The organism is Paraburkholderia antibiotica (assembly GCF_012927125.1).
In the GTDB taxonomy this organism is placed as follows: domain Bacteria; phylum Pseudomonadota; class Gammaproteobacteria; order Burkholderiales; family Burkholderiaceae; genus Paraburkholderia; species Paraburkholderia antibiotica.
In genome coordinates this window covers 105358-120614 of the sequence record NZ_JABBFZ010000018.1, presented here as the reverse complement: position 1 = coordinate 120614, position 15257 = coordinate 105358, and the positions used below count along the sequence as shown (strand labels likewise).

At 65.0% G+C, this 15257-nt stretch carries 13 protein-coding genes; 5 read left to right on the top strand and 8 right to left on the bottom strand.

Annotated features, from left to right (window positions below; genetic code table 11):
• Positions 1-581 precede the first annotated feature (581 nt).
• On the top strand, positions 582-1538 hold the full coding sequence (locus tag HHL14_RS25325; protein WP_169500324.1) for a LysR family transcriptional regulator: 957 nt from the start codon (positions 582-584) through the stop codon (positions 1536-1538).
• A 30-nt stretch (positions 1539-1568) separates the two neighbouring features.
• Here the strand turns inward: HHL14_RS25325 and HHL14_RS25320 are convergent, their stop codons facing one another.
• The 6 genes from HHL14_RS25320 to HHL14_RS25295 all read right to left on the bottom strand — a co-directional run bounded on the left by HHL14_RS25320 (position 1569) and on the right by HHL14_RS25295 (position 8261).
• On the bottom strand, positions 1569-2714 hold the full coding sequence (locus tag HHL14_RS25320) for a nucleoside hydrolase (protein WP_169500323.1): 1146 nt from the start codon (positions 2712-2714) through the stop codon (positions 1569-1571).
• Between the two features lie 275 nt (positions 2715-2989).
• Positions 2990-4471: a glucose-6-phosphate dehydrogenase gene (gene zwf, locus HHL14_RS25315; protein WP_169500322.1), complete on the bottom strand. Its 1482-nt coding sequence runs from the start codon at positions 4469-4471 to the stop codon at positions 2990-2992.
• A 240-nt stretch (positions 4472-4711) separates the two neighbouring features.
• The gene (gene lhpI / locus HHL14_RS25310) at positions 4712-5644 is read right to left on the bottom strand and encodes a bifunctional Delta(1)-pyrroline-2-carboxylate/Delta(1)-piperideine-2-carboxylate reductase (RefSeq protein ID WP_169500321.1); all 933 of its coding nucleotides are present in this window, start codon (positions 5642-5644) and stop codon (positions 4712-4714) included.
• Positions 5645-5887: 243 nt separating this feature from the next.
• On the bottom strand, positions 5888-6130 hold the full coding sequence (locus HHL14_RS25305; RefSeq protein WP_169500320.1) for a hypothetical protein: 243 nt from the start codon (positions 6128-6130) through the stop codon (positions 5888-5890).
• A 106-nt stretch (positions 6131-6236) separates the two neighbouring features.
• Positions 6237-6869, bottom strand: a complete 633-nt coding sequence (locus HHL14_RS25300; RefSeq protein WP_169500319.1) for a C39 family peptidase — start codon at positions 6867-6869, stop codon at positions 6237-6239.
• Between the two features lie 51 nt (positions 6870-6920).
• Positions 6921-8261, bottom strand: coding sequence for an NAD(P)/FAD-dependent oxidoreductase (locus HHL14_RS25295; RefSeq protein ID WP_169500318.1), 1341 nt, complete (start codon positions 8259-8261; stop codon positions 6921-6923).
• 249 nt (positions 8262-8510) lie between these two features.
• Here HHL14_RS25295 and HHL14_RS25290 point away from each other — a divergent pair, with 249 nt between their 5' ends.
• From HHL14_RS25290 to HHL14_RS25280, 3 genes are all read left to right on the top strand, one after another.
• Positions 8511-8765, top strand: a complete 255-nt coding sequence (locus tag HHL14_RS25290) for a helix-turn-helix domain-containing protein (RefSeq protein WP_169500317.1) — start codon at positions 8511-8513, stop codon at positions 8763-8765.
• Between the two features lies 1 nt (position 8766).
• Complete coding sequence (locus tag HHL14_RS25285; RefSeq protein ID WP_169500316.1) at positions 8767-10107, top strand: type II toxin-antitoxin system HipA family toxin; 1341 nt, start codon at positions 8767-8769, stop codon at positions 10105-10107.
• Positions 10108-10600: 493 nt separating this feature from the next.
• A complete protein-coding gene (locus HHL14_RS25280; protein ID WP_169500315.1) occupies positions 10601-11455 on the top strand; it encodes a helix-turn-helix domain-containing protein in 855 nt (284 codons plus the stop codon).
• A gap of 90 nt (positions 11456-11545) precedes the next feature.
• On the opposite strand, the gene HHL14_RS25275 is transcribed toward HHL14_RS25280, so the two are convergent.
• On the bottom strand, positions 11546-13384 hold the full coding sequence (locus tag HHL14_RS25275) for an ATP-binding response regulator (RefSeq protein ID WP_169500314.1): 1839 nt from the start codon (positions 13382-13384) through the stop codon (positions 11546-11548).
• A complete protein-coding gene (locus HHL14_RS25270; RefSeq protein ID WP_169500313.1) occupies positions 13354-13893 on the bottom strand; it encodes a molybdopterin-dependent oxidoreductase in 540 nt (179 codons plus the stop codon). The genes HHL14_RS25275 and HHL14_RS25270 overlap by 31 nt, the downstream gene beginning before the upstream one ends.
• A 385-nt stretch (positions 13894-14278) precedes the next feature.
• Here HHL14_RS25270 and HHL14_RS25265 point away from each other — a divergent pair, with 385 nt between their 5' ends.
• Positions 14279-15226, top strand: coding sequence for a phosphoribosyltransferase (locus tag HHL14_RS25265; protein WP_169500312.1), 948 nt, complete (start codon positions 14279-14281; stop codon positions 15224-15226).
• The last annotated feature ends 31 nt before the right edge of the window (positions 15227-15257 follow it).

The following is a 15257-nucleotide window of genomic DNA, read 5'->3' as shown; positions in this document are numbered from 1 at the left end:
CGGGGCGGCACCTACTTTCTTTGCCTGCTGCAAAGAAAGTAGGCAAAGAAAGCAGCTTCACACCGCTAATTCTTAAACGGGCACCTCGGTCAACCGCCGGTAGTGGTGCATCTGGAATCTGTGTTCCTGCACACTCCCCGTGAGTGACAAGGCAGTCATTCTTCCGGCGGCGCTCCGCGCCCCGAAGCCTCGGTCACAAACCCTCGGTCTTTAAGCGCCTCGCCGAGGCGCAGCCGACGGCCCTCATTACACGAACTATTCACACGGGTTTCCATTGCAGACCCGTCCACGACGCACGCAGTGCGAAGTGGGAAGCATGACGGCTTTGTCACTCACGCTGAGTGTGCGAGATGACAGATTCCAGATGCACCACTACCCGTAGTTAACCGAGGTGCCCACTTAAGAATTAGCGGTGTGAAGCTGCTTTCTTTGCCTACTTTCTTTGCAGCAGCAAAGAAAGTAGGTGCCGCCCCGCACAGGGGGCAACGCTAATAGACCAATAAGACAACAAGGAGAGGCCAAAAACCCAGGAACAACGAAAAAAAGCGCCGCACGGCAAAAAAACCATTTGGAGCATCCCAGTGATCGACAGACTAACTGCAATGCGCACATTCATCCGAATTGTGGACACCAACAGCTTCACCCGCGCAGCGGAATCCCTGAACATCCCACGCGCGACCGCAACGACGATCGTCCAGAATCTGGAAGCCCTGCTGGGCACAGCACTATTGATCCGCACGACACGTCGTCTGAGCGTCACGCCGGAAGGCGCGGCCTACTACGAACGCTGCGCGCAAATCCTCGCCGATATCGATGAAATGGAAGCCAGCCTCCGTCATGCAACCGATAACCTGACCGGCCGTCTGCGCATCGAAATGCCCAGCGCCGTCGCCAGTGCGATCGTGCTGCCCGCCCTCGACGACTTCCACGCCCGCTATCCGAACCTCGATCTCGCCATCGGCGTCAGCAATCGAAGCATCGATCTGGTCTCCGAAGCAATCGACTGCTGCATCCAGCTCGGCGAGTTGCCGGATTCGAATCTGGTCGCGCGTCATCTCGGCACGCTCGAACACGTGACCTGCGCCAGCCCGGACTATCTGGCGCGCCACGGCACGCCCGCCGATCTCGACGATCTGCGCGCGCACGTCGCGGTCAATTGCGTGTCGCCGCATAACGGCCGCGAATGCGACTTCGATTTCGAAGTGGACGGCGAAGCGCTCAGCGTCAAGCTCAAAGGCTTCGTGCAGGTCAGCGACGAACAGGCCTACCTGACCTGCGGACTGCAAGGTCTCGGGATGATCCAGCCCGCCCGGGTCGCCGCGCAGCCCTACCTCGATTCGGGCCTGCTGCGCGAAGTGCTGCCGCAATGGAAACCCGTGCCGATGCCGGTCGCGGTCGTGTATGTGAAGAATCGCCGCGTGTCGCCGCGCGTGCGCGCGTTCGTCGACTGGCTCGCGGAGCTGTTCGAGAAAGCCGGTCACGTCGAGCAGGATCTGTCGCGCGTGCGGCAGTTGTTGCGCGGCCTGCATCCCGCGTAAAGCGGGTGCAGGCCCATCGGAGTCTCGCAATCAGTCCGGTAGCTTGACCGGCACCGGCCGCGTCAGCAGATCCACGTAGAAATCGAAAAAGGCAGGATTGTCGAAACGTTTGACGATCGTCATTTTCTGCAAACCCGCCGGCGGCGAACTCGTATAGCCGGTTGCCTTGCCATCGTTGGCGCCGAAGCTCGTATCCACGTCCACCCACTCATCGACCGTCTGCGTCGCGAACGACGGATGCATCAGATATGCGAGCGTCAGCGTGTCCCAGATGTTGGTCGTGTAGTTCGGGTTCGTCTCGAAGCCGTTCTTGCCGTCGAAACCATAGCCGTTCAGCGTCTTGAACAGCTGCGTGATGATGGTCTGCTTCGTCGGATCGTGCGCGACGCGATCGTATAACGCCTTGTCCATCTGCACCGTGTCGGTCACGTCGAGCGGAATCACCGTCTGTTTGATCGGTAGACGCAAGACCGTTTTCGCCGCCTCGGGATCGAACCACCAGTTGAACTCGGCGGTCGGCGTGGTGTTGCCCGGCACGTCGATCGCGCCGCCCATGTAGATGATCTGCTTGATCAGCGGCACGATCTCGGGATGCTCGCTGGTGGCTTGCGCGATATTGGTCAGCGGGCCGATCGCGAGGATCGTCACTTCGCCTGGATAGCGCTTCACCGACTCGACGATGAAATCCTTCGCGCTCTGGCTCTGCACCTTCGTATGCGTCGCGAAACCGTCGGGCGGCGCGACGAGGTCGCTCGCCGATTTCGGCTCGGGCGTGCTCCATGCGCCGAGATAGCCGTCGCCGCCAGGAAACTCTTTCAGTTCCTGCTGGATCGTCGCGTAGTCGTGCGACAGCGCGTAATTGGCACCCGCATACACGCCGATCTGATTTTCGACGCCCAGACGCTCGACCGATTTCAGCGCATCGGAGACGCCCTGCATGAGCCACTGATTGCCCGACACGACAGTGATGCCGAGCACTTTCAGCGAGCCCTGCGCCTGCAATTGCGCGGCCATCACGCCGAGCTGGCCGTCGTCGCTGAGCGTGTTGTAGTCGCTATCGATGATCACCTTCGGCGGACCCGCCGAGGCATTGAGATCGCTGCCACCGCACGCGGCCAGATTGGGAACGATTGCCATGACTGCCGCCCAGCTCAATGCCACGAAAAGCCGCCTCATCGATGTCTCCTGTGAAATGCCGCCCGCTCATGCGGACAAGGAAATCATCATAGGCGTAATCCGGATGAAATCAAATTGTCATGCAGTACGAATGATGCGAGTCGCTCCACACAGATCACAACCGCTACGGATCACTAAGCATCAAGCGAAACGAACCGCAAAACGAACGCGGCTCGCGACGCCGTCATAACGTCACGAGCCGCGGGTAGCTGCATGCATAGCGCACCGCCGTCGAGGCGACGCCCATCCGCCCATTCAACCCATCGAAGCGCCGCTTACTGCGACTCCTCCGCCCACACCGCGTTTTCACGCGCCATCAACGCAGTCGACGCCGCCGGTCCGAACGTGCCCGCCGAATACGAGCGCGGCCGCTCGCCGGACTTCGCCCAGCCGTCGAGAATCGGTTCGGCCCACGCCCACGCGGCTTCGAGTTCGTCGCGGCGCATGAAGTGCGTCAGACGTCCGCGAATCACGTCGATCAGCAGCCGTTCGTACGCTTCCGCGCGACGCTCGGTGAAGGCCTGCTGCAGATCGAGATTCAGGCTCACCGGCAGCATATGCATGCCGCTGCCCGGCTCTTTCGCGAGCACCTGCAACTGGATCGACTCTTCGGGCTGCAGCTGGATCACCAGCCGATTGCCGTAGGTGCGTCCGTCGCTCGGGATGATCGAGAACGGCAGCTCGGAGAATTCGATCACGATCTCCGACAGCTTCTTCTGCATCCGCTTGCCGGTGCGCAGGAAGAACGGCACGTTGGCCCAACGCCAGTTGTTGATCCGCGCACGCAACGCGACGAAGGTCTCGGCGCGACTGCCCGCCGGCACGTTGTCTTCCTCGAGGTAGCCCTTGACTGCCTCGCCGTCGACCGCGCCGGCCGTGTACTGGCCGCGCACGGTGTCGCGCGCGATGTCCTCGGGTGTCATCGGCCGCAACGAACGCAGCACCTTGAGCTTTTCGTCGCGCACCGCGTCCGGATCGAGCGACACCGGCGGCTCCATCGCGACGATGCACAGCAGTTGCAGCAGATGGTTCTGCACCATGTCGCGCAACGCGCCGGTCTTGTCGTAGAACCCCGCGCGACTGCCCACGCCGACCGTCTCGGCCACCGTGATCTGCACGCTCTTGATGTACGGCGCCTGCCACAGCGGCCCGAAAATCGGATTGCCGAAGCGCAGCACCATCAGGTTCTGCACGGTTTCCTTGCCGAGGTAGTGATCGATCCGGTAGATCTGCGCTTCGCTGAAGTGCTTGCCGACCGCGGTGTTGATCGCCTGCGCGGAGGCGAGATCGTGGCCGAGCGGCTTTTCGAGCACGACGCGCGAGTGTTCGTCGACGAGTCCCGCGACCGACAGGTTCTCGCAGATATTGGTGAACAGATCCGGCGAGGTCGCCAGATAGAACACCCGGCGCACGCCTTCGCGCGAGACTTCCTTCAGGCGCTGGTAGTCCTCCGGCGAGTCGACGTCCATCCGCACGTATTCGAACAGCGCGAGAAATTTGTCCCACGCGGCGGCGTCGAACGCTTTCTTCTCGATGAAGGGCTTGGCCTTCTGCTCCATGAATTCGCCGATGTATTCGTCGCGCGACCAGGGCTTGCGGCCGATCGTCAGAATGCGGGTCTCGGGCGGCAGATTGCAGTGCAGATGCGCCATGTAAAGCGCGGGCAGCAGCTTGCGGAACGACAGGTCGCCGGTGCCGCCGAAGATGATCATGTCGAGCGGCAGGTCGGGTGTGGCAGAAGCGTGTTGGGTCGTCATGGCACGATTGCAGCGTCTAGGGAAAGGGCGTCGATCAGGAACAGGAATCGGCGGCCGGCGCGCGGTCGAACGGCGGACCTTCGCGCAGGCGCTTTTTCCGGCAAACGCCTATGGTGCAACGTTTTAAGATAGTTTGCACGGCAAGATCTGCCGCAAGCTGACTCAGGATGCCAACCCGCCGCGGCAGAGACCTGTTTTTGCGGGACTTTTCGCGATCGATTCAATTCGCGCGCCGCGCGTTCAGTGTCGCGCCAACGACTCGCGCGCGACCCGGCACGCGGCCAGATCCCACGCCGCGCAGCCGACGCTCTTGAACACCATCGGGGCCGTCGGTAGCGGCTGCGCGTTCTGCAATACCGCCGCGATTCCGCCGACCCGCGCCCAGTCGACGCCGGCCTGAATGAAATCGCCGGCCTCGTGCTTCGCGCCGGCCGGATCGTCGACGAACAGCGCGCTGCCCGCGATCGTGGTCGCGCCGATCTCGACCATCTGCGGCGTGAACGCGCCGACGCCGATCACGAACCGCCCCGCGCGCGCCGGTTCGTCATAGACCGGCTGTTTGCTGGTGGTCAGCGCGATCACGACATCGATCGATTCGGGCAGCGGCGCACCGCCCGGCGCGAGCGGCTGCAAGTCGCGCACCTTGCCGCGCTGCGCCGCGCAGAACGCGTCGGCGCGCGCGGGCGCGCTGCCCTTGACCCATACGCGTGCATCGGGATACAGCTCGCCGATCGCTTCCAGATGATTGAGCGCCTGCGTGCCGGTGCCGATCAGCAGAATTTCGCGCGGCGCGCGCGCGGCGAACGTCGCGATGCCGAGCATCGACATCGCCGCGGTCCGGCGCCCGGTTACGGTCGGGCCGTCGAGTACGAATAGCGTCTCGCCGGTATCGGCGTCGAACGCCATCACCTGGCCGTGGATCGTCGGCAGATTGCGCGCGCCGTTGCTCGCGCACACGTTGACGAGCTTGTGGATCGCGAGATCGGGCGCGGTGGCGGGCATCGACAGCATGATGCCGCCGGCGTTGAGCGGCACGACGAGCCGCTCGGGACTCGCGATGCGCTGCTGCGCGTAATCGATGCTCGCGCGCTTCAGCGCGTCGACGAGGGCGGCGTACGGCATCAGCCGCGCGGTGGCGGCGGCGTCGAAGATCTGCGTGGTCGGGCGGCTCATAGGCGGGACGGTCCAATCCTGGAGTGAGTGGGCATGCGTCACCGTAACCGAGCGGAAAAAAAATCGCCAGCCGGGTGGGAGGTTGGCGGTTCTGTGTGCGTGGCTGAGAGCGGGTATGGCGGACCGGGCGCGGCTGCCGTTCATCAAGCGATGCCCCGGCGGCGCGCTCATCGGCGCTCTTATCGGCTCTGTTACCAGCCCTCTTCCCGGCTCTGTTACCTCATTGCCGCGCCACGCTCGCTGTCACCCTTTCCTGTCAGCCTTCCTGCCGTTTTTGAACATCGCCCGACAGGCCGGGCTCAGTTCGTCGATGTGCTGCTTCATGCAGGCGGTGATCTTCTCTTCGTTGGGAATCTCGCTGGCGCAGAAATGCATCGCGTCGCCGCGACAGGCATGGGCCTGTTCGTCACGGCTCGCGGCCTGAGCCGAAGTGACGGCGCCGAGCGCGACAAGGCCGGCGACCAGGAGATATAAGGTTCGATTCATACTGGATCTCCGTCAGGTCGAACATCGATGACGGCCGCGCAGCAGAAAACGGGCCCGCCCTGTTCATCGCGGCGACTTGCCTGGCCGACTCGGCGCCCCGTCACTTCTAACGCGCGCCGCGGCCGAGCGTCATCCCGCGCCCCGCGTAGAAACGCGCGAGCGTCGCGAACGGCAGATACACGTCGGCCTGATGCGGCGCGACGCCCGACGGGTTGTGAAACCACACACCGTCGCGATCGCGGCCGTGCAGCAAAATCAGATGACCGCCCTGACGCTGGTTCGGCCGCTCGGGATAGCGGATCTCGGCACTCACCGAGACGATCGCGAGCGTATCGGCGTCGAGCTGCCCGGCGATCTCCTCGAGCGACGCCTGCGGCAACACCTCTACCTGCAGCCCGTACGCATCGCCGACCCATCCGGCGAACGGCCGATAGATCAGACCGTCGACGCCGCCATCGTCGCGCATCCGGTACACGCCGTGGCGCAACGCGTCGTCGAGCAACGCGGCGCGCGGCGCGTGATCGATACGCCAGTAGTCGAGCGCCGATTCGAGACACGTGAGTCCGCACAGCCGCTTCGCCCAGAAGCGATAACGCTCGGGATCGTCGAAACCGCTGCGCTGCCATAGCGGATCGTCGCACGGGTCGCGCTGCCGCTCGACGATGTCGCGCACCCACTCGGGGCTGCCCCATTGCGTGTAGTACGGCACGTCGGCGTGGCGGAGTACGGAATCGATCATCGGTCGGATCGCCTGTCGTTGCTGTCGTTGCGGTGGTATCGAGCCGGGCGCTTACAGCATGCTGCGCGGCCGCTGCATCGTGCCGTCGAAGAAACGCTGCAAGCGGAACGCCGACAGATCCAGCGACGCCTCGCCGCCATCGTTCATTTCCGCGAGCAGCTTACCGACGATCGGCCCCATTGCGAAGCCGTGGCCGCAGAAGCCGGTCGCGATCGTCAGACCCGGAACCTGCGGCGGCGCGTCGATCACAGGAATGCCGTCGGGCAGCACATCGATCAGACCGGCCCACGCCTCGACGATCCGCGCATCCCGCAACACCGGAAACAGCACGTGCAGTTTCTTGAGCGCACGCGGCGCATGGCCCGCATTCGGCTGCGACTGCGGATCGCGCGGATGCAGCACGCGCTCGGCCGCGGGCACGCCGCCCGGCAGACGTTCGCGCAGATCGCTCAGACAGGCGCCGTTCAGATGAAAGCTGAACTTCTCGCGCTGCTTCCACAACTCGGGCAAAAACCATTTGAGCGCGCGGAAATGGCCGAGCGTCATGTCGACGTCGACCTGCATGTCGTCGGCGAGATTGATGGCGCCGTTCGCGCGCTGGCGGATGCCGAGACCGTGCCCCCAGAACGTCGACGCGGTGACGGCCGGCTGCGGATTGGTGCGCATACAGGTGCCGCGCACCGCCTGCTGCGGCAATTCGAGGCCGAGCGTGTCGAGCAGCCGCCAGCTGCTCGCGCCGGCCACGCAGATAAAACGCGACGTGCGCACCGTGCCGCGCTCGGTGACGACGCCGGCGATCGCGCCGCCCGCGCGTTCGACGCCGACCACGCCGCAGCCTTCGAAAAACAGCGCGCCGGCTTGCGCGGCCCGCGCCGCGAATGCCGCGGCGGCGCGGCGCGGTTCGGCCTGACCGTCGCTCGGCGTGTAGAGGCCGCCGAGCGCGGGGCCCTGCATGCCGCTCACGATCGTATCGATCTGCTTGCGGTCGAGCGTGCGCGTGTCGAGTCCGTACTGACGCGCGACGTCGAGCCATTGCCGGAACGACGCCCAATCCTCTTCATCGGTCGCGACGTACAGGCAACCGCCCTGACGCCATTCGAGATCGAAATTCAGTTCGCGCTCGAGTTCCTGCCACAGCGGGATGCTCGCCATCATCAGCGGCACTTCAGCGGCTTCGCGCCCCTGCTGCCGCACGAAACCCCACGCGCGCGACGACTGCTGCCCGGCGATCCGCGACTTGTCGAGCACCACCACCGACAGGCCGCGGCGCGTCAGATAGTAGGCGGCCGCGCAGCCCATGATGCCGGCGCCGGCGATGACGACGTCGGCCTGGGTGGGAAACGCCTGGTCGGCGCCGGTGAAGGTCGAGTGCAGCGGGTAAGTCGTGGTCATGAGCTCGGCGGTTTTGGCGAATTGGGCGTCATCTTCGCAGGCGCTGGGGTTGTTCGCAATGCCGCGCGACACTAGCCAGCGCTATGCCGAAGGCCGCAAACGCCCGCCGCACGGCCGGCACGGCCAGATGACAAACCCAGCCCTATTTATGCGCCAGACGAATATTCGTCGTTTATTCGCCAAACGAATATTTGACGAATATTCGTCTCACGCATAAACTGCATTTATTCGTCTCACAGATAATTCGCCATGCTCCATCTCATCGCCACGCAGGACCAGTTGGCCCAGCTGCTTGCGGCCAGTCGCCGCCAGGCGGGCCTCACGCAGGCCGAGGCCGCCGCGCGGATCGGCGTCAGCCAGAGCCGCATTTCGGTGTTCGAAACCGACGCGAGCGCCCTCACCCTCACGCAGTTGCTGGCGCTGTGCGGCGTCTACGGCCTGCAATTGCAGCTCCGTGACAAACACCAGCCGCTCCCTGAGCCGGTGCCGGCCACCGAGTGGTGAGATGACCCGGCCAACTTCCTCGAAAGCCTTGTCGGTATGGGCCAACGGCGAGCGCGTCGGCCTCTGGCGCCTGCCCGCGCGCGGTCCGATGGAATTCGTCTACGACGACGCCTGGGTCGTGTCGCCGGCAGGCCGGCCGCTGTCGCTCTCGCTGCCGTTCACGCCCGGCAACATGGCGCACAAAGGGCCGCGCGTCCTCAACTACTTCGACAACCTGCTGCCCGATAGCGACGTGATCCGCAAACGTATCGCGCAACGCTACCGCACCGAGACGCTCGACGCGTTCGATCTGCTGCAGGCAATCGGCCGCGACTGTGTCGGCGCGGTCCAATTGCTCGCCGAAGACGATGTGCCGGTGGGGGTCGACAGGATCGAAGGCACGCCGCTCACGGACGACGAAATCGAGGCGCTGCTCGCGCAAACGGTCGGCAATCCACCGCTCGGCGCGCCGCAAGAGAGCGACGACTTCCGCATCTCGCTCGCCGGCGCGCAGGAGAAAACCGCGCTGCTATGGCACGACGGCCGCTGGCAACGGCCGCACGGCGCGACGCCGACCACGCACATCTTCAAGCTGCCGCTCGGGCTGGTCGGCAACCGGCTCGCGGACCTCAGCACGTCGGTGGAAAACGAGTGGCTGTGTCTGCGGATTCTGCGCGAATTCGGGCTGCCGGTCGCGAACACCGAAGTGCTCAGATTCGGCAAGCAGCGCGTGCTCGCGGTCGAGCGCTTCGACCGGCAGATGCATTCGAGCGGCACCTGGCTGCTGCGTCTGCCGCAGGAAGACTTCTGCCAGGTGTACGGCGTGCCGTCGCATCGCAAGTACGAAAACGAAGGCGGCCCGGGCGTGCGCGATCTCGCGCGGATTCTGCAGCAGTCGGTCGACGCGCGGCGCGACATCGAAACCCTGCTGGCGAGCCAGATCCTGTTCTGGATGCTCGCCGCGCCCGATGGCCACGCGAAAAACTTCAGCATCCGCCTGCTCGCGGGCGGCCAGTTCCGCCTCACCCCGCTCTACGACGTAATGTCGATCTGGCCGGTCGAAGGCAACGGCCCGAATCAGTGGTCGTGGTACAAGGCGCGACTGGCGATGGGCCTGTGGTCGCGCAGCAAGCACGATGCGTTTCGCGACGTACAGCGGCGCCATTTCAACGCGACGGCGCTGACCTGCTCGTACGGCGCCGACGCCGAGCCGCTGATCCAGCGGCTGATCGAACAGACGCCCGGCGTGATCGAGCGGGTCGCGGCCGACTTGCCCGAGCGCTTTCCCGGCAAGGTCGCCGACAAGATTTTCAAGGGGCTAAAAAACTCGGCTGTCAAGCTCGAAAAAATGCCGGCCCGTTGATCCCGGCCGGCGCAGCCGTGTCGGCTTGAACGCCCGGCGAGCCTGCGCCGCGACTGCCCTCAGGCTGCCCGGTGTGGATTAACCCGCCGCGGCGTCAATCCGTCGCGTGCGGCGATACACGCAACCCGCCCGTCCTGTTCGTCCTCGAACCCGCCATCCCACGGTGCGCCGGGCCGACCGGCCCGGCAAACGGCTCGCCCATTTCCCGCACGCGCGATGCGACTTCATTCGCGCATTCCCTACGGTTTCGTCATCATTTCACCGGTAAAATGCGGGTGATGCAAATTGCATAAAATTTCGTCGACATGGCCGTTGCGCCGCGTGTATCAACGGTCTTTGCGAGCAGGCAAACAAAATCACAAACTGTGAATTTTTTACGGTACATTTGCTGTCCCTCGCGTAGCCGGCCCATGCATATTGCATATTCACCCGCGCTGCGCCGGACGATCGCGCTCCCCCAGTACCTTTTAAGACGGCAGATTTCTCAAGCAGTATGGCCAACGAAACACACTCACCCGACTCCATCGCGGTTGCCGAGCGCGTGCGCGAGTTGATGAGCCGGCATGGAATCGGCAAGCGCCAGCAAACCACGGAGCTCTGCCGGATTCTCGACCTGAGTTTTTCCCAGGGACACCGCAAGCTGCGCGGCAATAGCCCGTGGACCCTCTCGCAGATCAAGAAAGTCGCCGAAGTATTCGACGAACCCGCGGCGCAGCTGTTCGGCGCGCAATCGCTCGATCCGGGCGTGGTCGGCGCGGTCGCCCAGGAGGCGCTGTTCTGCGTCGGCGCGACCGAGATCGCCTGCACCGCGTGGGTCGGCGCCGCGCTCGAACCGGGCAACCGCCCGGAGTTCGTCGCGTATTCGCGGCTCGGTCAATGGCGCGTCGCGCGTCATGACAGCGCGTTGTATCAGAGCGCGTACGAGGTCCATAAGATCGAGATCTATCCGCGCCGCGCCGAAACCGACAAGCCGGCCATCGCGGTCGTCGACGACGATCGCGCGAGCGCCGACAACCTGCGCGACTACCTCGAGCGCAGCGGCTTCACGGCGGTGGCGATCTACGGGCTCGCGGCCTTTACCGAGCAGTTGCAGACCCAGGTGTTCGACGGCGTGATCATCGACTGGCTGTTCGGCGCGCAAACCTCGGCGGCCGCGATTCGCGCGGTGCGCGCGTCGGAAAATCCGGATGCGCCGATCTTCGTGCTGACCGGCGAACTGCTGACCGGCAAAGCCAGCGAATCGGAAATCAGTCAGGTAATTCGCGACTATGACGTCGCCTGTTATGAGAAGCCCGCGCGCATGGCGATTCTGGTCGCCGATCTGTCGAAGCGCCTGAACCGGCCTTGAGACGCATGTAAGTATGTGAGCGCGCGAGCCGCGTCGGCGCGCGCCCACCGTGCGAAGCGGCGAACCTGGCCACCCTCACCGCGCGCACCCTCACCTGATCTGCCGCGCCGCCAACGCCCGCTGCAGCGCCTGCTTCAGATCCTCGTAATGTACCGGCTTTAATAACGCCTCGAAAAACGCCGGCACAGGGTCCTCGTCGTCCCGCACGACCTCCGGCGCGTACGCGCTGACCACGATCACCGGCACCCCTACCGACGGTCCGCCGCGCGTCGCGAAGTCCGCGAGAAACGTATAGCCGTCGCGCTCCGGCATATGCAGGTCGAGCAGCACCACGTCGCAACGGCTCGTGTCGAGCCACGCGAGCGCATCGTCGGCATTGCCGAACGCGTGCGCGTCGTAACCCATGTGCGCGACCATTTCGCTCAACGACTCGCGAATCAGACGGTTATCGTCGACGATCAGCACGCGCGGCCGCGCGCCGCCCGGCGCGGCTTGCGTCGCGACGTCCGACGGCTCGATGGTCGCGACCGGCACGACCGGAATCGTCACCGTGAAGGTGGTGCCCTGGCCGACCGTGCTCGCGACATCGACCGTGCCGCCGAACAGCTTCACGAGCCCCTGCACGATCGCGAGCCCCATCCCCGCGCCTTCGAAGCGGCGCGTGCGCGACGCGTCGAGCTGGGTGAACTCCTCGAAGATCAGCGGAATCTGCGCCGGCGGTACCCCCGACCCCGTATCGCTGACGACAAAAACCAGCAGCGCCGGCTGCTGCCGCAGCTCCACGCGCACACGACCGGCTTCGGTGTAGCGGATCGCGTTGGTGACCAGATTGTTGACGATCTGCCGGATCCGATGCGGGTCCGACTCGACAAGACCACTCGCGCCGCTCGCCTCGCTTTCGAGCCGGAGTCCGCGCGCTTCGGCGGACATCGTGTGTTCGTCGACAATCGACGCGAGCAGCTCGCGCGGCTCGAAATGCTGGTGCCGCAATTCGAGCTTGCCGGCGCCGAGCCGCGCGTAGTCGGTCAGGTCCTTCATCTGCGCTTCGAGATGGCGCGCCGCGGTTTCGAGCCGCTGGATCACCTTGCGGTCGGCCTCGGTGTGATAGTTGAAGCCGAGCAGTTCGACCGACGACACGATCGCGTGCAACGGCGTACGCAGCTCGTGGCTGATCATGCCGAGAAACGCATCCTTCGCGAGACTCGCCTCGCGCGCCGCGCGGCTCGCCTGATGCTCGGCGTCGAGCGCGGCGCGCTGCTGATGCATGAGCCGCGTGCGGCGCCGGCCGTTGAGCACCAGCAGCAGCGTCGCCGCCGCCGACAACAGCAGCAGCAACAGCCCGCCCGCGAACAGCATGCGGCGCTTGTCGATGAAATCGCGGTTCATCGCTTCGCGGTCGGCGACGTCGGCGAAACGGCGCGACAGCGCGAGATCGTTGACCTCGTTCCAGTGCAGGCCCAATTGCCGGACGACTTGCGCCGCGCGGCTGCGATCCTTCGCGAGCGCGTCGATTTCGGGCTGGATCTGGTCGAGCAGATGATCGAGCGCATTGATTTCGTCGAGCTGCCGCTGCAGCAGCGCGAGCTGCGCCGACAGCCGATGCGTCGAGCCCGCCATCACGTGCAGCTTCGATTGCAGCAACTGGAAGCGCAGCAGCAGCCGCTGATAGTCGTCGTCGGTGCCGGACTGATACAGCAGCAGCTGGTTCTCGAAGCGCGCATACGCGATCTGCAGCTGCGCGGCGTCCCAGTAGAAGCCGTCGTAGCTGCCGGTCAACTGCTCGGTCGTGCGCGGATTCAGCAGGTTCGCGTACAGCAGGTAGCCGATCGCGCCGGCCGGCGCCGCCAGCGCGGTCAGCCAGATCAGCACGTGCATGACCCGGCGCCACGGACGATGCGCTATCTGACGAGGAGGGCCTTGATCTGCCATACGAATTTGGAATCGCCGCCCGCGCCCGTCAATTCATTCGGATACGCGTCGCGCGGATAGATGAGGAACAGCGGCCCGAAGTCGCTGATTTTCAGGCGCTGGCCGTTCATCGCATAAGCGACGATCACGCCATAGCGCTCGCAATCGGACACCGGCACCGTGTAGGTGTAGTCGTCGAAGGTATGAAATTCGATCTCGGTGCCGGATGCGCCGACCACCTTCAGAATGTCGGAGAGCAGCGGACCGGTAAATGTGGAGCGCGGCGTCCACGTGGTGGCGGTCGTGATCGTATGCGTGGGCAGCGCGAGCAGTTGCGCCTCGCTGAAGTGATAGACGCGATGCTCGGCGTCGTTGGTATTGGCGATCTTGCCCTGCACGTCGAGCGACAACGCCGGTGCCTGCTGCGCCTGCGCGCAACAGGCGGCCAGCGTGAGCATCAGCCCCATCATCCAGCGTGTCCACCCGGGTGCGGCGGCGCTATCACGCAGCGTTGCAATCACGTTGGCCATCTATTTTCTTATCCGTTTTCCATTGATTCGTAGGACCGGCGGGCGCTGTAACGGTACCGATGCGGCACGCCACGATCTCGTTGCCCTTGCGCGGCTGCGGCACGCGGCGTCGTTGCCCCGCTGTCTCGTTGCCTTGCTGCCTCGCCACGCGCGCGCCGTTTCCCACCGCACCGCGCGGACGATACGCCGCCACGCGCCGCACTACGTCCTGCCGTGCCGTCAAACGCGCATCACCCCGACACGCGACCTGTGACCCGCATGCATAATATCGCCAAAATCCTTCGACTCAAAAACGGGATGCCGCAGCGTCGCATCGGCACGTCAGCCGCGCCGACGCGTCCTCGCGGACACCCGCCTTTCATCGCGCCATGCGACGCCGATAGTCATGAACAAGCCGGTCCTGCCTCTGACGTACGAACAGCTCGATCAATGGATCGAATCGCTGCAACCCGCCCTGCTCGCCGAACGCTTCACGCTTGCGCTCGGCATTCTGCGCGGCGGCGCGCCGCTTGCGCTGATGGTGTCGCACGCTGTCGGCACGCCGGTCGCGTTCCTGCGCTACGACCGTCAGACCCGCGCGGTCGCGTGGGATTCGACGCTGCCGATTCCGCCCGCGGGCACGAAAGTGCTGCTGTGCGAGGACATCGCCGGACGCGGCTTTACGCTGGTCGACTGCATCGCGTTTCTGCGTGGCCACGGGCTCGAGGTCAAGACGCTGACCGCCGCGGTCGACGATCTGAGCCGCGCCCAGCCCGACTATGCGATTGACGCGCGCGGCTATTTCGCGCTGTTTCCGTGGGAGCGCCAGGCCTACACCGAGCAGTATCGCGACGACTGGGCGCGTGTCGAGTCCGGCGCCGCGCCCGCGATGGCCGACGATCACGAATACGCGGCGTATGCAATCGACCTCGACGGCATCCTGCTGCCCGACGTGCCGTCCGCGCGCTACGACGAAGACCTCACCGCCGCCCTCGCCGAACGCGACGCGCTGCTGCCGTTCGAGGTGCTGCCGGGCATCGACCTGCAACGCGTGCGCACGATCATCACGGGACGCCCGGAGATGGATCGCGCGCGTACCGAAGCCTGGCTCGCGCGTCACGGCTTCGGTCATCTACAACTGCTGATGCGCGAGCCCGGCACGCACGACGACAGCCCCGCCGGCGCAGCCGCACACAAGGCGGGCGCGGCGTTGCGCGCGGGCGTCACGCACTTCGTCGAAAGCGAGCCGCTGCAGGCGCTGCTGATCGCGCAGCAGGCGCCGCTGTTGCGCGTGATCTGGTGGGATGCGCCGACCCGCACCGGCATGCTGGTGAGTGGACGGGCGTGGAGTTGAGCGAGGCGGGTTGACGGGATGCCGAACGGGC